Below are 26,125 nucleotides of genomic sequence, written 5' to 3' on the forward strand. Positions count from 1 at the left end.
CACGATCCTTTCCCTGACGATGATCGACCAGGCAGTAGCTCGCCTCCTTTTCTGGAAGGAACCCTGATGATGACCTCACCCCCACTGAGCGACCCGACCCTGCGCGAGCGGCTGCAGCACGCCGACCCGGTGGTCCGCTTGGACGCGACCGTGAGCGCGCTCGCTGCAGCGGCGGCCGCGAGTACAGCGCTGCCTGCCAGGGCAGCGGTCCACGAGTGGCCAGCGTTCGTCTCGGCCGACGAAGCGATCGCCGCCGCACTGCGCACGTTGGGTGAGCCGGCCCCCGATGAGGTGGCAATGACGCTCGCAGAGGAGTTCGCTTCCACCGCGGCCGCGCTCATCGACCTGCTCGCCCTTCTGCGTGCGGCACTGCTGCGCCTGGTGGGTGAGCACGACGATCCCAGCCAGCAGGTACTGCTGTCGGCCGCCGCGGCGCACGTCGCCGAGGCGCACCGGCTGTTGGCGGTGGATGCGTCATGAACGCCACCTTGGGCGACTTCTTCGCCGCCGCCCAGCAGCACATGACGGCCGCCAGCTACCTCAGCCAGCCGCGTCTGGCGACCGGTCAGTGCGTGGCCGCCATCGGCGCGGCCCGTCAGCTCAGCTCGATCACCGCCCAGATGTGGGAATTCCTCTCGGTTCCAGCTTCGACGAACCAGGCCCGCGAGCGGTTGTTCCTCGGGTTGGCCGACTTGAGCACGGTCGGCCACCTCCGCACAGCCGACGACCTTCTCCAGCACAGCGTCGAGCAGATGCAGCACCGCGCCGTCGAGCGTGACGACCCGCTGGCGATGCATTTAGCTGCCGCCGCGCAGATGTTAGGCATCGGTCTTGATCTGCTGCGCACTCACTACTCCATCGACGCCGACGGCACGCGGGTCGCACGTTCGGACTGGGCCCGCGCCATCGACAGCCTCGATGTCCAGCATGCGCTCCTGCACGAGATCACGGTTCACGGCCTGCATTTGGCCGACGTCCTGGAGCGCATCCTGCCCACCGTGAAGCGGCGAAGGCTGCCGGAAGCCGCCACCGTACAGGCCGCGATCGATCAGCTGCGGCACCTGCCGGACGCCTTGCCCATGGTCACCGCCGTCCAGCATCGCGCGGGCGGCCATGCCCTGCTCAGCACGGTTCCACCACGGCCGAGCACCGCCCCCGTCCACCCGACCGAGCACACGCAAACCCCTGAACAACTGTGCCAGGACATCATCGACAACGCCGAGTCGCTGCGCGCGCTCTACACCGACCCGTTCTACGACGGCGACGATCGCGATGTGCTCGATATCCGCCAATGGCAGCGGATCGCCACCGGCGGTGCCATCCTCAGCCACACCCAGTTGCAGCTGTGCCACGCGTTGAGTGCCCGGGCGCTGCGGCTGGGAGCGCGCGCGGGCGGCCATCCCCAGCAGCTGCGCGCGGCGTTGGCCGACGCCCATGGCGTCAGCGAACGTTCGGTCGCCGCCTGGCGCGGCGTCAGCCGCGCATGGACCGAGTTGCTGACCGATGTCCCGGTCACGGCACGCTCCACTGCCGAGGAACATGTCGAGCACCTCGTCATCCGGATGGGGCGGCTGCTGTATGCCAACCCGCGCTGGACGCCGGCGCGCCGCGATGCCGCCCCTGCGAAAGACCCCGCCGACGTGGCGCCGAGTACCGAGACGATCGCCGCGATCAGCATGGCCATGTATCACGTCAACGAGACCATGGCCGTGGTCGCCCGGACCAACCTGGCGCACGCCAACGACGCCATGCTCGCCCACGACATGCTGCTGTTGCGCTCCCCTCGCATCGCCAAACGCCTGCGCCGCACCGCACCGGCCCCGTCGGTCTACCAGCAGGCGCGGACCGTCCTGGCGAGCTATCGCAGCCTCATCAGCGACGTGATGGCCTCGTCCTCGGTGTTCGGCCAGGCCGCGCTGCTGGCCACCCCGCCCGAGCGCCGCAGTGAGCTCGTCGGCCCCATCATGGACCTGCAACGGCGCAGCGACCGGCGCGCCCTGGCCCGCATGTTCGATGACGCCGATGAGCAGCAATGGCCTGATCAACAAGCACTTGGCATCACCCAGGCGCCGCAGCGGTCCGCCGCACCGCGGCGCGGCATCACCGGCGGCGGGCCGCAGACGGGCGCAGCCGTGCCGTACACGCCACCCGGTAATGACGGCCCTGCCGTCGACGGGCCGACCTGGCGCGCCAGGCTGTGATCGGTTGCGCTCGGTGATCACTTCCTTCACACTGGCGGATACTGATTTTTACGGACACAAGGAGGGGGCGATGAACACCGCCCTGAAGGTCCTCACCGTGCTCTTGACGGTCTTCGCCTTCGTCGCCGGCTTGGCCTTCGTCATGATCGTGCTGGCGTTCATCGTGGGAATCGGTGCGATGGCTCCGGGTGCGCGGGGCCCGCGGATTCAGTCGTACCGCCGCTACTAGCCGATTCGTTCCGACAGGCGCGGCACGGCCCTACGGTAGGGAGCACGCCGATGCCGTGTGCGGAAATGCCGATGCGCCGGAGGCCGGCTTCACCGCTGATGGGCTGATGTCCGCTCGGGCGCCGCCGCTGTCGGCCTCGCCTAATGAGCGCAACGACCGCTACATCCGCTGCGCAGGCGCGCCCAGTCCCGTCCCGGGTTCCGGTGCGATCGGCGGTTCCACCACCGCAGCAACCGCCGGGGCATCGCGCCTTTCGAGCACGGCCTTGTTGGTGGAGGTTATGGCGACGCGCGCAAGGAGACGATGGACCGCCTCATGCGCTTCGTCGTCGGTATCGCTCTCTTCACGCAGGGCGGCCTCGGCCCGTAGATGCTGCAGCCGTACCGTCAGTTCCACCGCCTGGCGACGCAGTTGCCGGGCTTGGTCGGCGGTGCGCTCGGCGTCGCGGACATCGGTGTCACGGGCCCGCTCCAGTAGCGTCGGCTGCTGCTCATCGCGCGTCTGCAGGCGGCGCCGGACCGCCTCGAACTGTGAGGCCGGCCCTGCGGCGCGGCGCACGAGGGTGCGGCGCGTGGTGAGCTGGGCGATGCGCTGCCCGCTGGTGGTGATCTGCTCCTTCAATCGCGCGGTTTCGCTCGCCGTGCCTGCCCGGGTGGCTCGGTTCAGCTGTTCGCGCAAGCGCCGCTCGGTGGCGAGCTGGGCCTGCAGGTCGGCTTCGACGGCGGCGAGCTCGTCGATCGCGGCCACGTGCGCGCGCAAGGTCTCGTGGGCACGCAGCACCGCGCTGACGGCGGGCCCGTCGCCGGAGGCGGCGCTGTCGCGCAGAGCGTCGGCCAGGGCGTCGGCTTGGGTGGCGGCGGCGTGCAGGGCGGGCAGGCCGATGGTGATCTCGTCGATCTGCGTGCGCAGTTCGGTGTCGGTGAGCGCGCCGAACAGCCGCTCCTGCCAGGGCGTCACCGCCGGCTCGGCGGCGTGCGGCAGCGGCGAAAGCGGCGACAGGTCGTCCTCGAGATCGTCGAAGGTCTCGGCCGCATCGGGGTGCAGTCGTCCGATGACGATGCCCGGCAGGTGCGCCAGCGCCGCGCGGGCGGCGGCGTCCAGGACCGGCGGGGCGAACGTGCCCGGCTGCGCGCGCCGCGTGAGGGCTGTTTCGCCGTCGAGCTGCTGCTGGATCCGCCAGGCCAGGACGCGCGGCAGGGAGTGCGCGTCGGTCAGCGGTCGTTCGGCGGCCGCGGCGCTGATCAGTGGCTCCAGGTCGTGCCCGTTCTCGGCTGCCCGGTGCAGGACCCGTGCCAGGACGGGCCATTGCGCATCGACGGTGACGATCGCGGCCCAGGGTCCGAGGGCGGCCCGGACCGCCTCAGCCAGCGGGTCGGGCTGATCGATACGGCCGCCTGTAGGCGCTGCAGGGTCCGGTCCGGCCAGGTCGGGCGGGTCAATCGGCGTGATCTTTTCACCGAGTTCGGCGATGATGAGCCCTTCACCGCGGTCGTGTTCGAGGGAGTCGACGAAGGCGTTCAGCGCGCGGTCGAGTTCCTCGACGGGGCTGCGCGGCAGGCCCATACTGGCTTGGCGGTCCTCATCTTCCAGCGCGGTACGCGCCAGAAACAGATGCGCCTCGCGGATGTCGCGCGACAGCGCGGTGTAGGTGGCGTTGGCGTGCAGGCCCACCCCGTAGGTCAGGGCGTAGTGCGCGCCGAGTCCCTGGGTCTTGTGCACGGTCATCGCCATGCCGTACGACAGGCCGCCGTCGGCGATGTAGGCGGCGCTGACCCATTCGCGGATCAGCTGGATCTGCCCGTCGGCGTCGCTGTGACGCCATTCGACCTGTACCCCGTTGTGGCGGTCGATGGCGGTGACGATACCGCGGAACCCGTTGAGCACGTCGGCCTGGGCGCCGTTGCTGCGCCATTCGCGGTACTGGTTCTTGCGGATCAGCACAATGTCACCGACGGTCAGCGCCAGGGTGCCGCCATCGGCCAGGGCGAACATGGTGTCGGGGCCAGGCAGTTCGCCGGCGGCGCGGCGGATCGCGCGCGCCGACAGATTCAGCTCCTCCACATCGCTGTTCTTTCCCGCCAGCATCAGCACCTCGGCGATCGCCTCGTGCACCTGGGGGTACAGGCGGCGCCGCTCGTCCCACATCACCAGCATCTGCGCCAGCGCCTGCTCGCGGGTGGTGGTGGCGTGCACCCGGCCGTGCTCGGCCCAGATGCGCAGCGCCTCGCGCCGGTCCCCCGGGCGCCAGATCTCCAGCGCGCGGCGCTCGACGGCATCCTGCTGGCGGTAGTTCGTCGACAACGTCAGGCCGCCGATCAGGGTGTGCACCGCGGCGAAGCTGCCGCCCACGCCAGGTGATTGCAGCTGCGCCGGGTCGCCGATGCCGATGACCTTGGTACCGGTCTCAGCGGCGTGCGCGAGCAGGACAGCCAGCTGCCGGTCATCGACCATCGCGGACTCGTCGACGATGAGGACGTCCACGCCGGTCAGGCCCGGCCCATGCTCGATGCGCTCCAGCCATTTGGCGATGGTGTAGGCCGGGATGCCGGTCTCCTGGCGCAGGTTGGCGCACGCCACCGCCGCAGTGGAGGCACCGGCGATGACCTTGCCCTCGGCCTGCCAGGCGATCCGCGCCACTTCCATCAGCGTGGTCTTGCCCGCTCCGGCCACACCGATGACCGCATCCACACCGTGTCCGGCCAGCGTCAGGCGCTCCAGCACGGCGCGTTGTTCGGCGCTGAGGATCAGCTGATGGGTGATCTGGTAGGTGCCGATGGCCATCTGCAAGGTCGCCGGTGACAGCACCGCGCACCCGCTGCGGTGGCGCCGGCGAACCGAGGCGATGATCGCGCGCTCGGCCGCGATGATGTCGGCGGTGGTGTAGCGGTCATTGTGGGACAGGTGGACGGGGCCGGTCGACGCCAGTCGAACCGCGTACCCGCCATGCGTGAGCACCAGCTCAGTGAGCTCTTCGGCCTCATCCCGGGAGGCGACCCCGCCTTGGATGGCGTCGGCCACCGCGGCCAGCGCCTGGGCGCTGGTGAAGTCCTTGCGGTGCCCGGTCAGGCCCTCATCGGGGCGAAACAGCCACCGGCACAGCGCGTCCAGATCGGATGGACCGGCTGCTCCGGCTACCTGCCGGCGGCCGATCAGCCGGTGCGGAGCCATCACATCGGCCATGACCGCATCCGGATCGTGTCCGTCCGCGCGAGCCTCGGCCCGCCAGTAGGCGCGCAACCCCGCGGTCGGCGTCGAGGTCGCCTCCCGGGTCTTGGCGTTCTTCAGCACCTCGGCCGCGGTGTGCTGCTCGGTCGCGGTGCAGGTGGTGATGTCGATCCCCCACTGCTGGAACAATGCCAGGATCTCGGTGTTGCGCTTGGAGAACAGCCGGATCGTCTCCTCGGGAACCCCGACGATCTGCCACACCCCGGTGTGGGCGTTGCGCTCCCAGACCATCCCCCAGCGTTCGTGGGTGACCTGCCGGATCCGCGCCTGCATCAGCGCATCGACCGCCAGGATGTGCCGGAACAGGTCCCGGCCGCCGGCCGCGATCGTCGACCACTTGCCGTCGGCGCCCTTGCACATGTTGGCGATCGTGACGTGCGCGTGCAGGTGCGGGTCCCCCACCGGCGCCCCGCCGACCGGCCGGGCGGCCCGGTGCAGGTTCACCCAGCCGATGAACCCGTTGCCGTCGACGCGCTCGGCCTGCTCGCCGTCGCCGTGGTGGCCGCGCATGCCGTAGCACGTCCACGCCTCCGCCGCGGCGATCGCCTCGCTCAGGCAGTCGATGAAGACCTGCTCGACCTCCTTGGCCAGGTCTCCGCGGGCGAAGGCGTACAGCACGCTGAAGGCCTTGGGCAGGTTGATGGTCAGGTCATAGCCCCGGTTGCCGACCACTACCCGGTCGTGCTCGCGCTCCAGTGCCTCTTCCAGTTCGGGCCGTCCGTACAGTGCCAAGGCGTCGACTCCGGCGGCATCGGCCAGGGTCAGCAGCGCCGTCACCTTCACCCGGTGGGTGGAGCCGTAGCGGCGCACCTGGCGGCTCATCCGCTCGAAACTGGTCTTCTGCCGCTGGGAGCGCAGCAGGTCAAGCGGGTCGGTGCGGCCGAGTGCGGCGGCGCGATCGCGGATGGCCTGCAGCAGCGGGGCCGCCGGCAGCTTGGAGCCGGGGTGGGCGGCCATCTTCGGCTCCACCAGCTGCTCGCCCGTACGCGGATCGAGGCCTTTCATCAGCGCTCGGGCGTCGTCGAACTGCTCTCCCGTCAGCTCGGCGCCTGCTTCGATCCCGACGTCTGTACAGCCTCCGCCGATCCACCACAGCGGCCGTTCGGTGTCGCTCATCCGGTAGGTGAGCTGCTCATCGAGTGCAGCGAACGCCGCCAGGACCGACGGTGGATACAGCTGGTGCAGGTCGACGCCGGTCGCCGCGGCGATCTGGATCACCGCACCGAGGTTCATCTCGACATCGGCTCCGTCGCGCTGCAGCCGGGCGACGGCGTCGGCGAACACGTGCCGCTGGCGGTCGGTTTCCAGCAACTGGGCCGCCTCCACGCCCAGCGCGGCGGCCTTGTCCTGGACGGCTTGGATCAGCGGCGCGGCCGCCAGCTGGCCGATGTTGCCGCCCGCGCAGCCGTGCAGACCGGCCAGCCGGTACTCGACCTGGGCGTCGGAGGGGCCGATGACGGTGACCCATGACACGTCTGACCTCCTCCTCCTACGCTCTGTATATTAATCCCAACGTATCGTCACGAAGTGACCGATACCTTAGCACTGTTATTTTGATCTTTGTTTTCTCTTTTGTGAATACTTTTTCTATATCGATCTCTTCTATCTTCTTGATCTTTTGTCTTGTCTTGTCTTGTTGATCTTGTTATATGATCTTCTGTTATCTTTTTGTTACTTTCATTTATGATCTTGATTTTTTTATGATCTTGGTTTGTCATGTCTTCATGACAGATGAAGTCAGAGGCTTGTCAGGAAGACAGTTTAGGAAGGCGCTGCGGGAGCGGGCGCTGGAGAAGGCACGCCAGCAGGAGCTCGCCGCCGTCGGCGCCGAAGCCGCCATCACGCGCCGACGGGCCGCCGACAAGGAGCGGGAGGCGGCGGTGGCGAACGAGCGGGTCGCCTTGGCCGTGCTGGCCCGCCTCTTCGGCGGGGCCGCGCACGCGCACGCGATGCTCAGCGAGACCCTCGGTCCACAGGCATGCCAGGAGTACGGGCTGGGCGTGAAGACCATCGAGGCGGCCGAGCGGGCCGCCGACGGAGAGAAGGTGGACGCAGCCGTACAGGAGATCACCGGTCGCCCCGCCGAGGAGCGTCAACCTCGACGGCGCAGGGCTCGCCGGGCCGATGACGCATCCGAGGAAGCCGGAACGACGGACACGCCTCCTGTCCTTGCTCCCGTCCGTGCCGGGGCAACGCAAGAGCCCCAAGCCGATGATCGGCTCGGGGCTCTTGGGGGGTGGCCGGCGGGCGGCCAGGAACCGGGCTGAGCGCGGCTCAGCCGGGGATCAGGACAAGGCACGGGCAGCCGCAGATGGGACCGCGGGGTCGTTCGGCGTCTCGCCGGATGGCCTCGCGCATGTAGGACAGCTCCATGTGGTGGCTGACCACGGGGGCGTAGGAGTTGCCGGAAGGGTTCTGGGCGAGGAAGACGGGCATGCTGGCGGGCAAGGGGCTGAGCACGCGCTGGAGCGTCTGGACGGTGGTCCACTGCTCAGGATCGCTGGCCGCCCTGGCTGGCGACAGGGCGATGCCTTGGGCGCTGACGCGCGTTCCTGTTCGCCCGGCGTGCGTCCGGTAGGTGAAGAAGCCGATCGTGGCGTGGATGAGCGCGTCGGCCACGGGGCTGAAGTCGTTGCCCTCGGCGTCGGCGGTCATCGCGATGAGTCGATGCCCGGCGATCGGGGCAAGGATCCGGCAGAGAGCGGCGGCGGTCAGTACGGTCGGGGCGGTGGGCATGGTCGGCCTTTCGGGGCAGGGCAGGGCAGGGACGGGGGCGGCCGTGGTGGCCGAGCGGTGCGTTCGGCCCCCACGGCGGAGGGGGAGGCGCTGGTTGGTCAACGTGGCCAGAAGACCGCGCACTCGGGACCGCTCTGGGGGTCGGCGGACAGCGCGTGGGCGGTGTCGGCTGCCGGGTTGTAGTACAGGCGGCCGTAGCTGTAGGCGCGCAGCGTGCTGTAGGTGCTGCCTTCGGGGTCGTGGGCCAGCACGATCGGTGCGCCCGGGTGGATCCGGAGCAGCCGGTCGCACAACTGGCGGACGGTGAGCCCTTCGATCTGCTGACCGGAAAGGACAGGGCGGGGCCACAGCGCCATGCACGGGGTGACGGTGGCAGGGTTCTGTTCGGGTTCGGGGCCGTAGAGGTGGTTCTCGGTGCAGTGGCCGAGAGGGGCGTAGGCGTTGCCTGCGGGATCCAGAGACAAGACGATCAGCAGATCCGGGGGCAGGAGCTCCAATGTGCGGCGGAGCCCTGCGGCGGTGTTCCACGATGCGCGGTTGCTCATGATCAAGGGCCTTCGTGTCCGTGAGGGGTGAAGTCCATCGGGGAGGGCGGCCGCCGGGCGGGAAGGTGCCCCGGCGGCCGCGCGGTCGTGGTGCGGATCAGGAGCGGTGAAGGCCGAGCATGAGGTAGGTCCCTGCTTGCTGCATCCCGTCCCAGACGATGTAGTCGCGGATCATTCGGTCGGCGTCGTCCTCAACGGCCTGCTGGTCGAAGCAGTCGGCGGCCAAGGCCATGCACAGCATGTGCCGTGCGGTGCTGGCCCTGATGGCGGAGTCGTGTGCCTGCTGGCGCAGGACGTGGCGGCGGCGCAGTCGCCAGCGGGGGGTGTCGTCCAGCTGGGCCGCGTCGCGGTCGGCTTCGACCCGGAAGATGGCGGCTCGGGCGACGAGGCGGCGGAGGTGGCGTTCGGGCAGCTTGTTCATGGAAGGTCCCTCTTGTCGAAGAGATGCCGGTGGGTCGGGGCGCCGCCCCCGGCGCGGGGCCGGGGGCAGCGGGCGTCTCTACGCGGGGACCTTCGCGCTGAAGCGGATGCGGGCGTGGATCGCCAGGCTGGCGAGCTGGGTGGGGCTGGTCGTGCGGCGTGCCTCCAGCACGTTGGTCGGGATGATGCGGACGCGCGACCACAACATGTTGTGGGGGTAGACGTCGGCGGTGCGCCGGTTGGTGCGGCCCACCCGGGCCCATATGGTCCGGGTGCTGTGCGGGTCGCTGAAGAAGACCAGGTCACCGGGGCGCAGGTCTGTTACCACGTAACGCCCTTCCGGGCCGGTGGGGCCGACGTGGCGGGCGGCGCTGCTGTGGGCCTCCTCGGCGGGGGCGATCCAGTCGGCGATTTCCACGGTGGTCGCGAACCCCGCCTTGTTGAGCAGGCGCACCACTTCCTCGATGGCCTTCGTATCCGCCGGGAGGTAGGCGGTGTCGGGCTGGATCCATTCGCCGGTGTAGGCGTTCCAGTCGAATCCGGCGCTGGAGAGCATGAGGCCGACTCCGTCCAAGATCTGCTCCTCGATCGCGCGAGTACCGGCGGGCAGGTCGTGCTTGATGCGGATCATGTGGGGGTTTCCTTTCGGATTGGAGAGGCGCGGTCCGGGTGCCATCCGGAATCGCTTGAATTCATTTAATCAGTTTTCGCGCGCTTTGTGGGGGTGGTGACGCGCTGCTGAATGGCGGGCGGATCCATGCGCTCATCGCGTGCGGCTCCGCCCGCCGGGGATCGGTGACCGGCTAGTCCTGCGGGGGGCGGTGGGGTGCGTGGGCGTGGAGGTAGTGCGCGGTCACCTCCGGTGCGGTGAACCTGTCTGGCAGGTCCTGCTCGCTCGCCCAGCACTTGAGGACTTCAGCATCGACCGCAGCGCTACCCACGTTGATGCCGTGCTCGCTGGCGAGGTGTTCGGCGATGTGGCCAGGGTGGAAGATGGCGTGCTCGTACACGGTGTGTGAGGGGACGCACGCCGGGCACGGTTCGCCGGTCAGGCGGTTGTCCCACACCTGGTGGCCGCATGCGGGGCACGGCCGTGACTGCTGTGCTCGCTGGCGTGTGGCGGCGGCGGCCAGGGAGCTGGTGAGGCGCTCGACCTCGGAGCCGAGCGCCTCGGCCAGACGGGAGGGGTCCAGAACGTCGAAGCCGCCTCCCTCGACGGTCGCGCCGTGGAACGTGCGCTCGATTCGCCAGCTTCGCACGGTGGCGGGGTCTGTCGGCAGGGTGCCGGTGCGTGCGCAGCGGGCCGTGAGCGCTCGGCCGCCGGGCAGGGTCGCGGTGATGTGCGCGGTGCAGGCGTCGCGCCGGTCGATGCCTGGGTCGGGCACCCCATGGCGGTTCAGCTCGGCCAGGAGGTCGCTGTAGTCGGTGTGCAGGCGTGCCAGCGCGGCCAGGGTGAAGGCCGGGCGTGCGGGCGAGGGAGAGATCAGGGCGGCGAGGCGGTCGGCGCGCTCGCACAGGCCTGTGAGGATGGGCGACATCGTGGGGGCGAGCACGCCCCAGTGGTTCTTCAACCGCCAGGTGCGCATCGCCGCGCGGGAGCGCAGGAGTTGGACGGCTTCCTGGTAGAGCGCCGTAAGAGTGAAGTAGGCGCCGATCTCCAGCCAGTCGAATTCCGGGTCGATCCCCTGCACGGTCAGGTGTAGCAGGTCGGCCGGGCCCTCCTCGGCGGTGAAGTCGGTGGGGGTGATGGTGTACAGGTAGTGCTCGCCGGGCTGCTTGAGGTGGGGCAGCGGGCCGTCACCGGGGTTCTTGAGCTCCTGGCTGATCGCCTCCTCGGGGAAGGTGGCGGTGTAGGTGCTGTAGCTGGCGGGGGTGACCTTCTGGCCGATGCTCTGGCAGTGGGCGGCGTAGTCGGCCAGGAACGGGATCTGGATTTCGGGGATCGCGTGTGCTCCCGACGTGGTGAAGACGTAGCGGCCCATGGCGTAGTCGCTGGCGAATACGACGGTTCCGGTGATGCCGGTCTCGTGCGTCATGTGATGTGCTCCGTGTGAGGGGTGAGCCCCGCACCATTGGTGCGGGGCTCGGGATCGGTCGGGGTCAGTCGCGGCCGAGGTCGGGCCATAGCTCGGCGGCTTGCTCCACGAGCTCGTGCAGGCGCGTGCACGAGCCGTCGTGGAGCTGGCCGAGTCCGGCCGCCGCGCACGGGCACGGCGGCAAGAGGTCGATGCTGCCGGGCCGGTAGACCCTGACCTTGGCTGCGGCGAGGTCCGGGTAGGGCTGGCCGCCGTCGAGGGTGACGAAGATCTGCTCGCCGCGCGGGTCGGCGGCGACGGGCGGGGCGGTCACGTAGCCGCATGCGAGCGGCTCCAGGACGACGTCGCCGGGGCGCAGTTCCCGGTTGCGGACAACCAGGAAGTAGCTGTCGAGTGCCGTGAATGTCATGCGTGGACTTCCTGTCGGATTGGATGCGGTGCCGGATCAGAGGTGCCATCACCAATCCGGTATTTGAATTAAATCAGTTTTTGCGCGTTTTGTTGGATGGGTGTCTCCCCGGTGCCACGCGGTGCGGCGGGAGGGCGGTGAGTCTGCCGCACCGGCTGCGGTTCGGGCCGGAAGCGGTGTTCCGGCCCGAACCGGTGAGAGGATCGGTCACCGCGCGGCGGCGGTCGCCTCGCCGGTCAGCAACCCAGGGCCTGGGCGACGAGCTGGCCGAGCCATTGGGCGACGTTGGCGCTGACGGCGTTTCCGGCTTGCGCGGTCTGGTCGGTGTGGCCTCCGGTGACGATGTAGTGGTCGGGGAAGCACTGGGCGCGCAGGTGCTCGCGTGCCTTGAGCATCCGGAAGCGGAATTCCTCGATCGGCCGGTGCTCGCGGGGCTGGACGAGGGCGGCCGAGCTCTTGCACGCCACGGTGTGCAGCGGGGTGGCGGTGGTCTTGGCCTCGCCACGCCGGTAGGGGATCACCAGACCGTGGCCGCCGTCCCAGGTGATGCGGTCGTCGGGGGTGGTCAGGAACAGGTGGTTGCCCTTCGCGGTCACGGTGGCCAGCGGGTGGTCGCTGGGGCGGGCGACCGATCCTCCGCCGCGCGCCTCGACCAGGTAGGGCGGCAGCGCGTCGGCGAACTCGATGCCGGGCGGGGTGACCGCGGCGTCGGTGTCGCGGGTCATGCTGGTGCGCAGCGGCAGCCCGGCGGAGTGGGGGGCGGACGTGTTGCCGCCGACCTGGACGAGCATGGGCGGGGTGGCGACCCCGTCGCCGCCCTTCTTGGTGCGGGTGGCCAGCGGGTTGTGCCAGACGGGGTAGTGGCGTCCATCGTGGCCGCCGTGATTGACCTGGATGGCGGTCGGCCCGGCGCTGATCATCTCCAGCCCGGCCCGGATCTTCTTCATGGTGGAGGCGGCCAGCGGCTTGCGGCGCTCGCCGATGCGCTTGCCGGGGTCGCTCAGGTCGAGTGCGGCGGCGGCGGGCAGCACGTAGGGCTCCACGACCGGGTTGGCGTGCGAGCGGCGGGTGTTGGGGCAGGTGTAGAGGTACTGCTCGCGGAACTTACCGATGCGCAGCTTGGCCTGATCGGTGCTCTTCCACGTCTGGCGGGCGCGGACGTTCTCGCCGCAGTCGAAGCAGAACGCCAGCGGGCGCGGCTCCAGGTCCGGCATGGGCACACCCTTGGGCAGCAGGACGATGTACATGCGGTTGCGCCACTGCGGCGCGTACGGGATGCCGTCGCCGCCGATGTGCGCGCTGTTGACGCACACGATCTTGTAGTGGTAACCGAGGGTGGTGAACGCCTCCAGCCACCACCAGAACAGGGGCCACAGGGTGGCGAACTCGACCACGTTCTCGATCAGAATCGCCTCGAAGCGCCAGACCTCGGTGGCGCGCAAGACGTCGTAGGCGGTGGCGCGGGTGCGCGCCCAGCGATCGTCGGTGGCGGGCTCGTCGTCGTCCTCGGCCAGCAGGTCGCCTTGACCTGCGATGCCGCCGGGCAGCTTCGGCTTGTGGTTGCCGCCCGCCGGGGAGGCCTCCCAGCAGATCGGCGAGGCCCACAGCACGTGCGCGCGGGGCAGGCGCCGCATGTCGTAGTTGTTGACGTCGGCGCAAAGGTGGTCGGCGGAGGTGAAATTGGCCGCGTGGGTGGCGATCGCCCGCTTCCAGTGGTTTGCGGCCAGGCGCAGGGAGTAGCCGGCGGCGGTCAGGCCGATGGCCGATCCTCCGGCGCCGCAGAAGATGTCGATGAACGTCAGGCCGTTGGGCCGGGCGGGCTGCCAGTCGGTGGCCCACAGGCTGTAGGGGGAGGCGAGCATCAGTGCCGCCCCCTGCCGGGCGGCGGGCATCGGCGCCGGGGGTCTGCGGCGTCAGGGGCGGCCGGGCGGGCGTGCTCGGCGCGGCGGCCGGGCGGGGGTCGTGCCGGAAGAAGGCATGCATGAAGACGGGTCCTTTGGATCGGATTGGAGTGGTGGCCGGAAGCGGGGGTGCCATCCCCGCCCGACAGATCCATTTAATCCGTTTATGCACGCTTTGTTTTGGATGGCCGATATGCGGCGGTCCCGCACCGTTCGGTCGGTGCGGGACCGCTGTGGCCGGTCGCCCGGCCGACAGGTCAGCCGATGCGGTCCGGCTCGGCCGCCCGCTCGGCCAGCGCCGCCACGGTGCCGCGGTAGATCTCGTAGTAGGCGCGGCCGACGGGCAGTCGGCGGCGCTCGGCGAGATGCTCGGCGAGCGCCGCCAGGCCGGTGGCGAGTTCGACCGGCTGGGCACCGGGACCGCGCCAGTCGGTCAGTACCGCCCAGCGGTGCCAGGCGCGCAGGGAGCTCAGGTATTGCGGATCCCCGGGTCGGCCCGCCGCGTGGGATTCCGGCTGAGCGCGCCACGCCTGCCGCTGCGTCTCATCGGCTGCCGCCCACTCATCGCCCAGCAGTACGTCGAGCAGCAGCATTCGGCCGCGATGCGGGGGAAGAAACAAGGCGTTGGCCTGAAAGTGCTCCAGCTCCCCCAAACGCCCTTTCGCTCTCCAGCCGTAGGCCTGGTGCGACAGGTAGAGGATGTAGGCCTCGGTGATGGCGACCACGTCGCTGGTCATGGTGAGCCGAGGGAAGTCCTCGGTGCTGCCCAGGACGTGCTGGTATATCCATGGCAGGGCGCTGAGGTCGTCGGCGGCCAGCTGCCAGCCGGCACGCTGCGCCGGGTACTCCTGCGGGGAGCCGGGGTTGTCGTAGTCGAACAGCTCCACCGGTCCGGCGGGCGTGATGATGTGCCACATTGCTCCGGCGCCGTCAGGGACGGCGTCGATGGACGGTGGGCCGAACGCGGCTCGCAGGTCGGCGTAGGAGGCGTCCAGGAATCCCTGGAGGTCCAGAGCGGTGATGTCCAGGCGGCGGGGCTGGGGGTCGAAGACACCGTCGAAGGTGAGCGTGGGCATGGTGATCCTTTGCTTGTTGGGATGGGGAGGGGTGCGGGCCATACGGCCCGCACCCGAGTCGGGGTCAGGCGGGGAGCGGGGTCCAGGCAGGACGGTTGCGCTCCATGAGGTCGCTGTACTCCGGCGGCAGGCTCTCCACGGGAGCGCCGGGGAGCTGGCGGCGACTGGTGGACCGCGCGGTCAAGGACTTGTCCTTGCGCAGGACGGTTCCGCGGACCTCGATGCCGTGGTTCACCCACCCGCCACGGCTGTCCCATCGCCAGGTGATGACGGCGGACTCGACGCGCATGTCCCTGCCGTACCAGTCGGGCACAGGCGGAAGGTCGGCGTGGTCGAGCCACACCGTGGTGATGACGAGGGTGTAGTTGCCGGGGTGGTCGGTCGGGATGGTCTTCATGGGGATTCCGTTCGGATCAGAGATGCCGGTGCGCGTGCCTGCGCGACACGGCGGACAGGAGCGCCGGAGCGGTGCGATGATGCCGCCGGGAATGGTGAACTCGGCGGCGCTGGGTGCGGCAGGTGCCCGCGCTCCGGCGCGAGGCGCAGGCACCTGCCCACTGAGCGGCTCAGCGTGAGGCGTCCAGGGCTTCGTCGGTGTCTTCGTAGAGGTGCTCGGTGGGGAAGGTCAGCCCCATCTCCTCGAACCAGCGCTCCACGAGGGAGACGATGTCGCCGCCGTTCCAGTCGCCACCGCGCTCCATGTGGATGGCCAGGATCTCGTTGTAGAGCCGGAAGATCGCGCCGACGGCCTGAGCCGGGTTGGCGGCCAGGCCCTCGGCACCGGTCGCCGGGGCAGTGTCCAGCACGGTGACGCCGCCAACGGTGATCTCCAGCCGCACGTTCCCCGCCTCGTCGAGGACGGCGGCGACGGCCTCCTCCAGATCGAGCGCCACGCACACACCGCCCGTCGCAGGGTGGACGTAGGAGTAGTTCTGCACGCCCGCGACTTCGATGCAGGGCGGGGTGTCGTCGTCGAGCTGGGAGTGGAAGCGGGCCGCCCGGTTGAACCGCTCAGCGGTGCTCTTCGGCAGGCACGCGACAGCCCCGGAGATCCAGTGCGGTTGGTGGTGGACAGGCTGGAAGGGGAGATCGGGAAGCTGGTCGAGCAGGTTCCGGACCGTGTTGGCGAAGCGTGCGGTGTCGCCTTCGGAGTCGCGGTAGCAAAACAGCGCGGCATCGGACAGGCGGTGCAGACGCAGCGTCCAGCAGGGCACGTCCATCGAGTCGTCGGGCAGGGGCTGGTCGTCGCAGCCGATTCGGGCGCTGTAGCCGTCGAGGGCTTCCAGCTCGATGTACCGGTCGGGGGTGATGATGGCCCTGAGGCCGGCCGCGCGAAGCGTGTCGAGGTCGTTTTCGTAGGTGGGGAGATCGTCCATCGTGTTGTCCTGTCGGGGTGTGGCGCGCTGGGGCCAGCACGGCCTGAAGCGCGCCCTGATGCCGGAAAAGGGATGAGGGCCCTTGTCCCTGCCGATGGCCCGGGGCGGCGCGCTGTGGGGCTGTCAGGGGCCGGTGGCGGGGGCTGCGCGGTGCGTGGCCTCGGCGGCGCGAGGCGTTCGCGGGCCGGGGCCACGCACCACGCAGCGGGAAGGGTCGCGCGGTCTTCAGTGCAAGCGTTGTTCTGCGCGCTTAACGCGTGCCCAGGAGCGGCGTCTCGGCGCCACCCCTGGGCACGCTGCCGTCATCAGGTGACAGCGGGAGCGGCGGTGTCTTCCGGCGCGGGTAGAGCGGCCAGATAACCCTTGACCGTGGCCACGGTCACCTCAAGGGCTTCGGCGATCGTCTCCACGTCCTGGTGAAGGACGGTGAAGCGGCGGTGCGCTTCGGCTCGCCTGATGGCCGCCATCGCCTGGCGGCGCTCGGCCATCGCCTGGCCGGGGGTGCGGCCGGATCGGGGCGGAACCTGCTCGGGCCGTCCGGCCTTGTGCCAGCGGTTGTAGCAGGCGCCGCACAGGCCGTTCCTGCCGGCGCCCTTGGGGATGGTGCCGCCGCACTCCTTGTTCTTGCAGGTGGGCAGCTCCGGTGCGGGCGGGGGCGTGAAGTCGGGGTCAGCTTCCGCGGTGAACAGCGCACCGACCGCGTGGGCGTAGTTGACGGCGGTTGAGAACAGGATGTTCTCGCCGTTGCGGATCTTTCGTTCCAGCTCGTAGACACCGTGCCGGGCGATGCCCATTCGCTCGGCGACGTACTCCGTCTTGAGGCCGAAAGCCTCACGGCGTCGAAGCAGGTCCAAAAGCAGCGGATCAGGATGAGGGACGACGAAGAGTCGCGCCCTGCCCTCCGTGAGGGCGACAGCGTGTTGCATGAGTTTCCTTCGGATTGGAGATGTGTTTCTTTCCTCGTTCGGGGTGCCATCCCGTTCGAGGTGTTATTAATTTACCACGAATCCTTATTCGCGTTTGGTCTGTGAATCGCGGCCAGCGAGAGCTGTGTTTATCTTGGTGTTTACCGCTGTCGCCGGTTCGTCTTTTATCCATCATGCGGCAAGCGGACATGCCGACGGCCAGGGCGCTGGATTCGCGCCCTGGCCGTCGTTTGTGTGATGTCACCCTTGCGGTTGTTCCGGGATGACAGTCGGGTAGTGCGGTTCCGCTGTGTTCGTTACCTCAGGCGCCACCAGCCTGATCCGATTTCCTTCAAGGTCTCAGCGGTGAGCGTCCATGTCAGATCGTCGGCTGTGACCACGATCCCGGTGGGATCCAGTCTCAGCAAGCTCCCGCCCTCCTGGATGCGATGCTGGATGGCCACGTCCAGTGGCTCCTCGCTGTAGTTTTCGATTTCGCCGATTATCAGGCGGGCCATGTCTTCGACTGTGGCCCGCTCCAGAGGGGCGGTTGTCTGCTTCTCGCACGAGCGGCAGGGGCAGCCCCGCCGGTGGATCTGAGTGGCGCCGCTGGTCATCATCGGCTGGTCACCCCCGGGGCGGTGGTCTTCGTGAAGCCGATGCCGGTGAGCCGGTAGTGGGGTCTGTCCGCCGCTTCGGTGAAAGCCTCGCGGTGCCGAATCGGGTCCGGTAGCAGCGAATCAGAATGGGGGACGGCGGAGAGTCGTGTCCTTCCCTCTATGAGGGCGACAGCGTGTTGCATGAGTTTCCTCCGAGTTGGAGATGTGTTTCTTTCATCGTCCGGTGTGCCATCCCGTTCGAGGTGTTATTAGGTTATCGCGAATCCTCATTGATCGAGGGAGTTCGGGGCTCGATGGTTGTGCTGTCCGCTTTTTGGAGAAGGAGCGGGTGGGTCGTTGATGGATGGGCGTTGTGGCCGATCGCGGGTTGATGCGGTTCGGCCGCGACGCTTGCCGCGTTGGCATTTACCGGACCAGCCCGCGGTCGATGAGGTCGTCTCGCCATACTGCGGCGTACGCCGGGCAGTTGCGGCAGTCGGCGTGTGTGCAGCCGGGCAGTTTGTCGCGTTGGTGGCGGGCGTGGTCGGACCAGGCGGCCGAGTCGGCCGACATCAGCTTTTCGCCGCACATTTCCAGGCCTCCGATCTTCACACCGAAGCCGTGCAGGCGCAGGCCGAGCTCGGCCAGCTCGTCGATCAGCAGAGCGATGCTGATGGAGTTCTGGCGGCGGCAGATGGACCCGACACCCACGCGGGGTTCGCGTGTCAGGTCGATGCCGGCGGCGGCGTACATCTCGATGTGCCGCAGGTAGTCGCTGCGCCGCCACCCTTGCAGGACGGGCATCCACGGGACGGCGGGAGCCAGTTCCCGCAGCCGCAGGAGGTTGGCGGTGGTCAGCTCCTGGTGTGCGGATATGGACTTGCCCGTCTGCCGGAGGGCGTCCTCTTCGCACATCCAATCAAGCGGGGCCGCGGCGACCATGCGGCCGATCGCCTCCATCCAGAACTGGACTTCCTCGGCGTACTGCTCGGCGGTGATCACCCATCGGCCGTGCTTGCGGATGTGGTTGTAGCCGCTGGAATCCAGCATCCATTCGGTGATGGCGGTGGGAAACTTGCGGACCAGGCGACTCAGGCGCGCTCGGGAGACGAGCATGGGGAAGTCGAAGCGCCCCAGCCAGGAGGGGTCCGGAGCGCCGACGTACAGGCGGGGGCGCGCGGGTGATTGCGGCGGGGCCGGGCCGGGAGCGGCGGGTGCGGCGGGCGGCGCCGGGTGGTCGGCGGTGATCAGCGGCTTGGGCGCCGGTGCGGCGTGCGCCGCGCGGGCGGGCGGCAGCGCCCATCCGGTGCCGTCCAGGAAGGGGCGCATGAGGGCTTCCCACTCGATCAGCCGGTGCTGGCGGTCGGCAGGGACCGCGACCAGGCGTTCAGGGGCGATGTGGCCCCGGATCGTGATGCCGTCGCGGTGGAGGGCCGCTGTTGCGTCGGCCATCGGGGGCGCTGGGGCGGCGATGGCCGTGGTGTGGTGGTCGGGGACCTCGAAGCCGTCCGGGCACAGCAGGGCGGCCCTGATGCCGGTCAGGTTGACCGCGATGATCGCGTGGTCCTGCTGCGGGACCGGGGTGCCGGTCCAGGCCTCGCCCCACACCAGGACGTCGGCGGTGACGAGGTAGACGTGGCCGGGCGCGCGGCTGGTCAGGTCGGGGTAGTCGTATTGCGAGGTGGGCCACAGCCCGGTGTGCAGGACGGTGTCCACCTCGGCGGCCGGGACGATGCCGTACCAGATCGGGCGGGGCAATAACGGGGGTGTGGGGGCGGAAGACTCGCGAGCGAGCGCAGCGCCGCCCGATGCGGTGGACAACATAGGGGGGGACCTTCGGATCGGAGGAGACGAGAGCGGCGAACCGGGGCGCCATCCCGATCACACATATTAACTTTAATTCATTTATGCGCGCTTTGTGGGCGGTAGTGGCCACAGGCCATGGCCGTCAGCGCCGCGCGGCTTCAAGGCCTGTCCTGTGAATCTCCTCCTCAGGAGTTCGACCTGGTCACCGATGTGGCAGGCATGGTGCACCGGGGAGAACTCACCGATCGGCAGTGGGAGCAGATCGAACCGCTGCTACCGCAAGGCGGCGGCCGGGGCGGCCGGTGGCGTGACCACCGGCAGGTGATCAACGGGATTCTGTGGCAGGCCCGGACCGGCGCACCCTGGCGGGACGTCCCCGACCGCTACGGACCGTGGAAGACGCTGCACGAGCGGCTGCGCAGGTGGAGCGCCGATGGCACCTGGGAGCGGCTCTTCGAGCACGTCAAAGCCAATGCCCAGGCCGGTGGGGCCGGCATGGGCGGAGCCGTCTACGGGGTGGTGGTCGACTCCACCGTCACCCGGGCGCACCAGCATGCCGCTGGAGCCCGGAAAAAGGGGGCACCGTTCCCATCGGGGCCTCGGGCGCGACGGTGGACGTCGTCGACGGCGAAGCGCTGGGCCGCTCCCGGGGCGGCCTGAGCAGCAAACTGCATCTGGTCGTGGACGCCTGCTGCCGGGTACTGGCGGTGATCCTGTCTTCTGGCCAGGCCGGAGACAACCCGCACCTGATCCCCTTGATCGATCAGGTACGCCCGCCCGTCGGCTACCCGCCCCCAAGGGCGGGTGGTTTCGGGTGATCGCCGACAAGGCATACAGCGCCCGTGGCACGCGCCGGTATCTGCGCCGTCGGCGGATCGCCGCCACGATCTGAGGAGAAGCAGAACCAGCTGGTCCATCGCCGGAGCCGGGGCTCGCGGGGCGGTCGGCTGTACGCCTTCGATCCGGAGATCTACAAGCGGCGCAACGTCGTGGAACGCGCGATCGCGCGGCTCAAGCGGTACCGCGCGCTGGCCTGTCGGTATGCCAAGCGCGCGGTCATCTACCGCTGCCAGATCCTGCTGGTCGCCGCTTTGGACTGGCTTTCATGCCCTTAATGGCCGGTAGGTGAACCGTCCGGCCGGATCGTGATCCGTGGGCCTGCGTAGCTGGTGGTTTGCTCGTTGAGGATGACCTCGGCGGCGCCGTCGCGAAACGGCAGGACGCTGCGGAACCTTTTCCCGAGCGGGATCCGCCAGGCACCGGTGCCGTCGATCAGGCCGTAGGAGTACGGGGAGCTCTCCTGTGACTCCACCCAGGCCAAGTCCAGATCCTGGGCGGTGTACGGTGCCTGGTCGTAGGAGCCGCCCAGCGAGTAGTCGAGGAGCCGGTGAGGGTCGCCCTCGCCGCCGTTCTTTTCGCGCAGTGCGGTGATCTCATCGGTCTCAAATGCGGTGACGTAGGCGTGCAGCCGGGAGATCTCCCCGTCCAGCCACTCGGTGAAGGTGCCGATCTCCTCCTGCGGCATGCCGCGCTCGACCAGCCAGACGACCGGCTCGCCGCCGCCGGCCGCCGGTCCGAACGAGTAGCCCTCGATCTCGGACAGGTCGTATCCGGCGAAGAAGGCGTACCGGCAGAGGGTCGGCCGATCGTCGGCGGGTTCGGGCCACACATCCTCGGGGGCGGGCAGGTCGACCGAGAGGCGCGCCATCGCCTCCGGCGGGAGGAAGGAGATCCCGTCCCTGTCGTAGTAGCCGAACCCGATGACCGGATATCCCACCTCGGAAACGAACGCCCGGTAGTCGGCGGGGAGGAGGTGATCCACGCCGGCTCCGCGCGGATGCTCGGCGGAGCGGGCGTAGCGGAGTTGTTCCGGGGCGAAGTGCAATCCCCAGTCGAGCTCGCGGTCGCGGAGCGTCTTTTCGAAGGCCCGCCACCGGCCGATGATATCGATCACGTTCTCAGCATAGTTTCGAGCGACGAGCTGGCTGAATCAGCGTTAGAAGATTCACAGGACAGGCCTTAGGACTCGGCCGCGAGATGCTTCTTCGCCTGAGCCAGCAGGCGAAATCCCTGCCGCTCCTTCACCCCGACGTGGGCCGCGACCTGAAAGCCCGTCAACGGTGTTCCGGCGGCGCGCGCGTCGCGCAACAACTGCACCGCCGCGGCCAGCCCAGGACTGATGGTGCGCTGCGGCGCAGCCGGCGGCGGTTGCTGGGATCGGAGCTTCTCGCGGGCCTCGGCCAGGAGAGCACGGGCGTCCTGCACACGGATGCTCAGTTGCTCGGCGAGAGCGGGACCGGTCACCCGGATCCCCTGGGCGGCGGCCTGGCGCAGAATCTGCTCTACGCGGGGGCCCAAGACGGTGCGCTGATCGTCGTCGAGGGGCTGCGGGCGGGCGGCGGCGGTCAGCAGGCGCCGCGCCCGCGGCTCTCCCACGCCCAGCTTTCGGATGATGGCTGTCTCGTCCAGCGGGCGGTCCGCGGCGCGTGCCTCGGCCTGCATGGCTCGCACGTACGGCAGCAGCGGGTCGGGGCGGCCGCGGGGCTGGCGGGCTTTGCTGGGTCGGATCTCGTACCAGAAGGTGACCAGGTCGCCATAACGCCAGCGCGGGCGCCCCTTGCTGTCGGCGTTGGCTGGGTCGTTGCGCTGAACCAGGTAGGGGTGGTCGGCGTACTGCCTGACCACTGCGGCTCCGACCTCTTGCAGGGCCGCGAACTCGGCGAGACGCAGCAAGGTGTCGTCGTGGAGAGCCTCCTGCTGGCGCAGGTAGGCGACGACGTCGTCCAGCCGGAACACGCCGGTGCGCACACTGGCCGGGAACCCGCTGGCGGGGTCGGCGGCCCAGCGCCGGACGGTGGCGGGATGTGAGCCGGTCAGGGCCGCGATACCGGTTGTGGTGATCTCGTCGTCGCCGATGAGGCGGCGTCCGGCGTTCGCTTGGGCGATACGGCGCGCCTGGGTGAGATCGACCTGCATCCGACCATTGTGACGGGTACTCGGGTGCCGGGGTCACCTGCCGGGTGGTGCGCCGGCTTCGAGAAGGGCGCGCCCTCGCGGCGGGCTCGGCAGAGGCGGCCTCACCCACCGGCGCGCCGGTGGGTGAGGCATCGTCTACGCCTGCTGCGGTGCTGGATGGACCGGCGGAGGGAGACCTCCTCGATGGGCGGTCGGCATGGCACCGGCGCCGCCGGTCTGCTCTCTTGGACGGCGCCTACATCCGATGTGGTGCCTGCCGGGCCAGCAGGTTCCGGTCCCGGATGATGGCCGCCAGGGCGAACTCGGCGTGCAGGCGGGCGTCGTGCGCGTACCGGGGCGGGACCGGGATGACCGCGATGTTGCTGCAGATGGTGACGCTCCTGCCCTCGGGACGTCGTCGGCCGATGAGCATGGCGGCGGATGAGCCGTCGTGGGGGGCGTCGTGATCGTCGGCCGGGCACAGGGCGCTGTCGATGGAGTAGACCGACCCGTCCGGCCAGGCCACCTCCACCTGCTGGCCGTGCGTGCTGATGGCGGCGCCGAGGGTACTGATGGCCTTCATCGCCCTCTCCAAGCGAGTGGCGCATGCCCGACGTCCGCCGCGAACGCCGCGTCGCGCTGCCGCGCCAGGACGACGGACTGCTCATACGCTCGCTCGTGCTCCTCCTTCAGTCCGGGCCACAGCTGGTAGGCGATGTTGAGCAGGTCGATCATCGACAGGCAGAAGTCGCTGGAGTGGCTCTCCGCGCACGGCGGGCCGTAGCCGCCGGGTGAACGTTCGGGGTCGATGCACGCGGCGGCGTGCCAGGGATCGGCGGGCCGGTAGAAGCGGACCTGCGCGTCCGCGTCCGGCGCCCGCTGGGGGAAGCCGTTGCGCGTCAGCAGGGGGCCCTGCGACCACTGGACGATGACGCCGCACGCGTCCGGCTCCAGCACGATGTCGCCGTTCGTCACTTCGCGGTAGGGAAGGCGCTGGAAGACTCCGGGCAGGTCCCATCCGACGGGGCGCCCCCGCTCGTCCAGGTGGTGCCAGGTGGTGCGGGCGGCGTACCGGAGGTCGTCGAACAGGGGGCAGTTGACGGCATCGTGCCGCTCCCCCGGCGGGGCTCCGCAGGCGCAGGTGTCGGCGGCGGCCGGGTCGTCTGGCCGGAAGAGCCGCACTTTGTTGGTGCCCGGCACCGAGACGGGCGCCCATCCTTCGATCGTGAGCAGAACCTCGCCGTCGGCGTGCGGGCGCGGGCTGGTGGCCAGGGGGCCGAAAACGCTCCTCTCCATGAGGACATCTCCAGGTTGCGCCGCCTCGGGGGGCAGGAGGAGGAACTGACCGGGAAAGTCGTGGGTGGGTTTCATGGAGCTTCCTGTCGGATCGGTGAATGACGCGCCAGTCTTTGTGCCATAAAGACCGGCATGTTCATTGAATCAGAGTTCCTTGATGTGCGGGAAAGTCGCGGCTGCGGAACGGCGCCTCGGAAGACGGCTCGCCGGGAGGCGAGGGCTTCGGTAGGTATTGACCGCAGGCACCGGTTGCGGGCGCTGTGGAAATCGTGAGGGAGAGGGCGGCCCGGGGACCGAGCCGCCCTCTTTCTTCTCGGTCAGGCTCCGGCTTCTATCGCTGCCTCCTTGGGGATCTCGGTTCGGCGGCAGCCGTAGGGGGAGCAGCCGGGCGGGTCTTCCTCATAGTCGGCGATACTGATCGCGCTTTGCCGGTCGCGCCATTCACGCGGAGTGACCTGGTCGATGTTCGCTTCGGTCAACGGCACCCGGGATCGGTGGACGAACGCTTGACCTCTCAGTGGCGTGCCTGCGGCGGGATGTCCGTGAGTGGGAAGAACGCCAGGTCCGCAAGCTCGCCGGAGCCCGACACGCCCCCGCCGACTGGATCCAGCGCGCCAGGATCGTGGTGCTGAGCTGGAGCGGGATGCGCGGCCCGGCCATCGCCGAGCAGGTCGGCTGCCATCTCGAGACGGTGCGCCGTCGGTTGCGCCGCTTCAACGCAGAAGGCCTGGACGGGCTCGGCGACCGGCCCGGCTCCGGCCGAAAGCCGCGCCTCACCCAGGCCGAACGCTCGCAGATCATCGCGCTGGCCAAGAACACCCCGCCCGGACGGCCGCGCTGGCGACCCTGGGGTGAGCTGGAAGCCGACGACGAGACCGGGCCCGCGGTGTGGACCCTGGACGCGCTCACCGCCGCCGCCCGCAAGAGCGGCATCACCGTCGGCCATAGCCAGGTCCGCCGGATCCTGCTGGCCGAGGGGGTGAGATGGCGGCGTACCCGGCCCTGGAGCACCAGCAAAGATCCCGGGTTCGCCGCAAAAGAACGATGATCGTCGGCCTGTACACCGACCCGCCCGAGGGCGCGGTCGTGGTGTGCGCCGATGAGCAGGGACCCGTCACCCCGCGCACCTTCCCGTCGGAACCAGCTTGGTCGGGAGACGGCCACCGGATCAAGGCGCCACTGGACTACCGGCGCGGGCCGGCCAAGACCTGGGTGTACGCGCGCTGCGCGTGGCCGACGGCACCACGGTCACCATGACGTCCCCGTCCCGCAACAGTGTCTCCTACCAGGAGTTCCTGCAGAAGATCGAGGACACCCACCCCGGCACCGGCGACATCGTGGTGATCGCCGGCAACCTCCTCCAGCCGCAATAGCCTCGCCACCCGTGCCTGGCCGGCCGAGCATCCGCGGATCCGGCATGCGTTCATCCCGGTTGGCGCCTGTTGGCTCAACCTGCGGGAGGCGTGGTGGCGGATCTTCCGTCACCAGGCCCTGGCGGGCGTCTCCTTCGCCGGTCCGGACGACATCGACCACGCCACCCGGATCGCGACCGCCCAGCTCAACCAGCAGGCCAAACCCTGGGTATGGGGACGACCGCCACCGGCTCCCCGACGCCTGCGCCACCGGTTTGTCTACACGCTTTGAGGAACGCAGCACCGGGCGATGACCGCGACCGGCTCCTTTCGCGCGAACCGCTCGGCCGTATCCAACCGCAGCCGCTCACGCCGTTCCTGCTCGGCGGGCGTGTACCCGCCGCGTTGCGTGTGCCTCATATTCCCGCTCTACCCCGAAGGCCGCACAACACCACAGCTCAAGCGGAGTACTTACGGCGAACCGTTAAATACTTTCCTTGACATCCGGAACCGCTGGAGTAATCAAATGACTGCAAGGCGATCAAGCCGGCCGAATACTCTCCGTAACATTCAATTCCGCTGCAGTAACTAAAGGCTACAAGAAGTCTCGTTGAAGTCGGTAACTATCACATCCTAAGCTCTAGATCAAGATGATGTTTCCATGATTATATCTTGCATTGACGGGTCAGGGTGATGCATGATCCATGAAGGTGTTTGATCCTTAGATTCCCCAACATCGGCGAACAAGCATTTCATTCTCATACCATTGACATCATCTGCGATAAAGATGCGTCAACCACAGAAAGGCATGTGCACTCTTTGTTAAAGATCATCCGCAATAATAAGGTTTATTTAAAGCGAGCGGCAATAGTCGCCGCAATATCACCCATTGCGTTTTCATCGATTCCCGCACATGCCGATGGAACTTATACATGGCAGAGTGAGTACAACAGAGGATGCCTAGAGGTATTCTTGTCTTCTAAAGAAAATGGTGCCCGAGTTGTTGTATGGGATTGCTACCCAACCCCCCCCCTCAATCAACTTTGGGCCGATTACAA

The 26,125-nt window shown here is 68.8% G+C and carries 24 protein-coding genes and 1 pseudogene; 7 read left to right on the forward strand and 18 right to left on the reverse strand.

The genetic code is table 11. The annotated features are described in order from the left end of the window. The first annotated feature begins 66 nt into the window (after positions 1-66). The 3 genes from HS048_RS34855 (at position 67) to HS048_RS34865 (ending at position 2,430) form a co-directional block, all read left to right on the forward strand. A complete protein-coding gene (locus HS048_RS34855) occupies positions 67-480 on the forward strand; it encodes a hypothetical protein (protein WP_196470109.1) in 414 nt (137 codons plus the stop codon). Next, a complete protein-coding gene (locus HS048_RS34860) occupies positions 477-2,201 on the forward strand; it encodes a hypothetical protein (protein WP_196470110.1) in 1,725 nt (574 codons plus the stop codon). The genes HS048_RS34855 and HS048_RS34860 overlap by 4 nt, the downstream gene beginning before the upstream one ends. Positions 2,202-2,271: 70 nt before the next feature. Further along, positions 2,272-2,430, forward strand: coding sequence for a hypothetical protein (locus tag HS048_RS34865; protein ID WP_196470111.1), 159 nt, complete (start codon positions 2,272-2,274; stop codon positions 2,428-2,430). A gap of 159 nt (positions 2,431-2,589) precedes the next feature. Here HS048_RS34865 and mobF read toward each other — a convergent pair whose 3' ends face one another. Next, positions 2,590-7,128: a MobF family relaxase gene (gene mobF / locus HS048_RS34870; protein ID WP_196470112.1), complete on the reverse strand. Its 4,539-nt coding sequence runs from the start codon at positions 7,126-7,128 to the stop codon at positions 2,590-2,592. Between the two features lie 176 nt (positions 7,129-7,304). Between mobF and HS048_RS34875 the strand changes: the two genes are divergently transcribed. Beyond that, positions 7,305-7,922: a hypothetical protein gene (locus HS048_RS34875; RefSeq protein WP_196470113.1), complete on the forward strand. Its 618-nt coding sequence runs from the start codon at positions 7,305-7,307 to the stop codon at positions 7,920-7,922. Between the two features lie 7 nt (positions 7,923-7,929). Here HS048_RS34875 and HS048_RS34880 read toward each other — a convergent pair whose 3' ends face one another. The 13 genes from HS048_RS34880 to HS048_RS34940 form a co-directional block, all read right to left on the reverse strand. Next, a complete protein-coding gene (locus HS048_RS34880; protein WP_196470114.1) occupies positions 7,930-8,391 on the reverse strand; it encodes a hypothetical protein in 462 nt (153 codons plus the stop codon). 98 nt (positions 8,392-8,489) lie between these two features. Next, on the reverse strand, positions 8,490-8,936 hold the full coding sequence (locus tag HS048_RS34885) for a hypothetical protein (RefSeq protein ID WP_196470115.1): 447 nt from the start codon (positions 8,934-8,936) through the stop codon (positions 8,490-8,492). A 97-nt stretch (positions 8,937-9,033) separates the two neighbouring features. Continuing rightward, a complete protein-coding gene (locus HS048_RS34890) occupies positions 9,034-9,357 on the reverse strand; it encodes a hypothetical protein (protein WP_196470116.1) in 324 nt (107 codons plus the stop codon). A 78-nt stretch (positions 9,358-9,435) separates the two neighbouring features. Next, complete coding sequence (locus HS048_RS34895; RefSeq protein WP_196470117.1) at positions 9,436-9,987, reverse strand: hypothetical protein; 552 nt, start codon at positions 9,985-9,987, stop codon at positions 9,436-9,438. A gap of 172 nt (positions 9,988-10,159) precedes the next feature. Further along, positions 10,160-11,392 carry a hypothetical protein gene (locus tag HS048_RS34900; RefSeq protein WP_196470118.1) on the reverse strand — a complete coding sequence of 411 codons (1,233 nt, stop codon included), beginning with the start codon at positions 11,390-11,392 and terminating at the stop codon, positions 10,160-10,162. A gap of 64 nt (positions 11,393-11,456) precedes the next feature. Continuing rightward, complete coding sequence (locus HS048_RS34905; RefSeq protein ID WP_196470119.1) at positions 11,457-11,801, reverse strand: hypothetical protein; 345 nt, start codon at positions 11,799-11,801, stop codon at positions 11,457-11,459. Positions 11,802-12,037: 236 nt separating this feature from the next. After that, complete coding sequence (locus HS048_RS34910) at positions 12,038-13,693, reverse strand: DNA cytosine methyltransferase (protein ID WP_196470120.1); 1,656 nt, start codon at positions 13,691-13,693, stop codon at positions 12,038-12,040. A 266-nt stretch (positions 13,694-13,959) separates the two neighbouring features. Next, positions 13,960-14,778: a hypothetical protein gene (locus HS048_RS34915; RefSeq protein ID WP_196470121.1), complete on the reverse strand. Its 819-nt coding sequence runs from the start codon at positions 14,776-14,778 to the stop codon at positions 13,960-13,962. Between the two features lie 64 nt (positions 14,779-14,842). Further along, positions 14,843-15,175, reverse strand: a complete 333-nt coding sequence (locus HS048_RS34920; protein WP_196470122.1) for a hypothetical protein — start codon at positions 15,173-15,175, stop codon at positions 14,843-14,845. Between the two features lie 169 nt (positions 15,176-15,344). Next, the gene (locus HS048_RS34925; protein ID WP_196470123.1) at positions 15,345-16,154 is read right to left on the reverse strand and encodes a hypothetical protein; all 810 of its coding nucleotides are present in this window, start codon (positions 16,152-16,154) and stop codon (positions 15,345-15,347) included. A 305-nt stretch (positions 16,155-16,459) separates the two neighbouring features. Next, the gene (locus HS048_RS34930) at positions 16,460-17,080 is read right to left on the reverse strand and encodes a hypothetical protein (protein ID WP_196470124.1); all 621 of its coding nucleotides are present in this window, start codon (positions 17,078-17,080) and stop codon (positions 16,460-16,462) included. Between the two features lie 296 nt (positions 17,081-17,376). Next, the gene (locus tag HS048_RS34935) at positions 17,377-17,577 is read right to left on the reverse strand and encodes a hypothetical protein (RefSeq protein WP_196470125.1); all 201 of its coding nucleotides are present in this window, start codon (positions 17,575-17,577) and stop codon (positions 17,377-17,379) included. Positions 17,578-18,084: 507 nt separating this feature from the next. Continuing rightward, positions 18,085-19,416, reverse strand: a complete 1,332-nt coding sequence (locus tag HS048_RS34940) for a hypothetical protein (protein ID WP_196470126.1) — start codon at positions 19,414-19,416, stop codon at positions 18,085-18,087. A gap of 267 nt (positions 19,417-19,683) precedes the next feature. Here HS048_RS34940 and HS048_RS34945 point away from each other — a divergent pair. Beyond that, a pseudogene (locus HS048_RS34945) lies at positions 19,684-20,579 on the forward strand (IS5 family transposase). Here HS048_RS34945 and HS048_RS34950 read toward each other — a convergent pair. The 4 genes from HS048_RS34950 to HS048_RS34965 all read right to left on the reverse strand — a co-directional run bounded on the left by HS048_RS34950 (position 20,576) and on the right by HS048_RS34965 (position 23,715). Beyond that, positions 20,576-21,418, reverse strand: a complete 843-nt coding sequence (locus HS048_RS34950) for a hypothetical protein (protein ID WP_196470127.1) — start codon at positions 21,416-21,418, stop codon at positions 20,576-20,578. The pseudogene HS048_RS34945 and the gene HS048_RS34950 sit on opposite strands and share 4 nt — an antisense overlap. Positions 21,419-21,483: 65 nt before the next feature. Further along, positions 21,484-22,440, reverse strand: a complete 957-nt coding sequence (locus HS048_RS34955) for a hypothetical protein (RefSeq protein WP_196470128.1) — start codon at positions 22,438-22,440, stop codon at positions 21,484-21,486. A gap of 235 nt (positions 22,441-22,675) precedes the next feature. After that, complete coding sequence (locus HS048_RS34960; RefSeq protein ID WP_196470129.1) at positions 22,676-23,002, reverse strand: hypothetical protein; 327 nt, start codon at positions 23,000-23,002, stop codon at positions 22,676-22,678. Then, on the reverse strand, positions 22,999-23,715 hold the full coding sequence (locus HS048_RS34965) for a hypothetical protein (RefSeq protein WP_196470130.1): 717 nt from the start codon (positions 23,713-23,715) through the stop codon (positions 22,999-23,001). The genes HS048_RS34960 and HS048_RS34965 overlap by 4 nt, the downstream gene beginning before the upstream one ends. A gap of 517 nt (positions 23,716-24,232) precedes the next feature. Between HS048_RS34965 and HS048_RS34970 the strand changes: the two genes are divergently transcribed. Continuing rightward, a complete protein-coding gene (locus HS048_RS34970) occupies positions 24,233-24,763 on the forward strand; it encodes a helix-turn-helix domain-containing protein (protein ID WP_196470131.1) in 531 nt (176 codons plus the stop codon). Continuing rightward, entirely contained in the window at positions 24,760-24,972 is a 213-nt protein-coding gene (locus tag HS048_RS37875) for a hypothetical protein (protein ID WP_230882576.1), read from the forward strand. The genes HS048_RS34970 and HS048_RS37875 overlap by 4 nt, the downstream gene beginning before the upstream one ends. Positions 24,973-26,125: the final 1,153 nt, after the last annotated feature.

The sequence above is a fragment of the Planomonospora sp. ID91781 genome (assembly GCF_015711595.1).
GTDB lineage: Bacteria > Actinomycetota > Actinomycetes > Streptosporangiales > Streptosporangiaceae > Planomonospora > Planomonospora parontospora.

Bases quoted from the DNA above. Each gene is read 5' to 3' on its own strand.
- HS048_RS34910 (WP_196470120.1), bottom strand. From the start codon at position 13,693: ATGCCCGCCGCCCGGCAGGGGGCGGCACTGATGCTCGCCTCCCCCTAC.
- HS048_RS34855 (WP_196470109.1), top strand. From the start codon at position 67: ATGATGACCTCACCCCCACTGAGCGACCCGACCCTGCGCGAGCGGCTG.
- HS048_RS34900 (WP_196470118.1), bottom strand. From the start codon at position 11,392: ATGACGCACGAGACCGGCATCACCGGAACCGTCGTATTCGCCAGCGAC.
- HS048_RS34905 (WP_196470119.1), bottom strand. From the start codon at position 11,801: ATGACATTCACGGCACTCGACAGCTACTTCCTGGTTGTCCGCAACCGG.
- HS048_RS34875 (WP_196470113.1), top strand. From the start codon at position 7,305: ATGATCTTCTGTTATCTTTTTGTTACTTTCATTTATGATCTTGATTTT.
- HS048_RS34955 (WP_196470128.1), bottom strand. From the start codon at position 22,440: ATGCAGGTCGATCTCACCCAGGCGCGCCGTATCGCCCAAGCGAACGCC.
- HS048_RS34890 (WP_196470116.1), bottom strand. From the start codon at position 9,357: ATGAACAAGCTGCCCGAACGCCACCTCCGCCGCCTCGTCGCCCGAGCC.
- HS048_RS34865 (WP_196470111.1), top strand. From the start codon at position 2,272: ATGAACACCGCCCTGAAGGTCCTCACCGTGCTCTTGACGGTCTTCGCC.
- HS048_RS34925 (WP_196470123.1), bottom strand. From the start codon at position 16,154: ATGGACGATCTCCCCACCTACGAAAACGACCTCGACACGCTTCGCGCG.
- HS048_RS34960 (WP_196470129.1), bottom strand. From the start codon at position 23,002: ATGAAGGCCATCAGTACCCTCGGCGCCGCCATCAGCACGCACGGCCAG.
- HS048_RS34930 (WP_196470124.1), bottom strand. From the start codon at position 17,080: ATGCAACACGCTGTCGCCCTCACGGAGGGCAGGGCGCGACTCTTCGTC.
- HS048_RS34935 (WP_196470125.1), bottom strand. From the start codon at position 17,577: ATGGCCCGCCTGATAATCGGCGAAATCGAAAACTACAGCGAGGAGCCA.
- HS048_RS34895 (WP_196470117.1), bottom strand. From the start codon at position 9,987: ATGATCCGCATCAAGCACGACCTGCCCGCCGGTACTCGCGCGATCGAG.
- HS048_RS37875 (WP_230882576.1), top strand. From the start codon at position 24,760: ATGATCGTCGGCCTGTACACCGACCCGCCCGAGGGCGCGGTCGTGGTG.
- HS048_RS34880 (WP_196470114.1), bottom strand. From the start codon at position 8,391: ATGCCCACCGCCCCGACCGTACTGACCGCCGCCGCTCTCTGCCGGATC.
- HS048_RS34965 (WP_196470130.1), bottom strand. From the start codon at position 23,715: ATGGAGAGGAGCGTTTTCGGCCCCCTGGCCACCAGCCCGCGCCCGCAC.
- HS048_RS34915 (WP_196470121.1), bottom strand. From the start codon at position 14,778: ATGCCCACGCTCACCTTCGACGGTGTCTTCGACCCCCAGCCCCGCCGC.
- HS048_RS34920 (WP_196470122.1), bottom strand. From the start codon at position 15,175: ATGAAGACCATCCCGACCGACCACCCCGGCAACTACACCCTCGTCATC.
- HS048_RS34885 (WP_196470115.1), bottom strand. From the start codon at position 8,936: ATGAGCAACCGCGCATCGTGGAACACCGCCGCAGGGCTCCGCCGCACA.
- HS048_RS34860 (WP_196470110.1), top strand. From the start codon at position 477: ATGAACGCCACCTTGGGCGACTTCTTCGCCGCCGCCCAGCAGCACATG.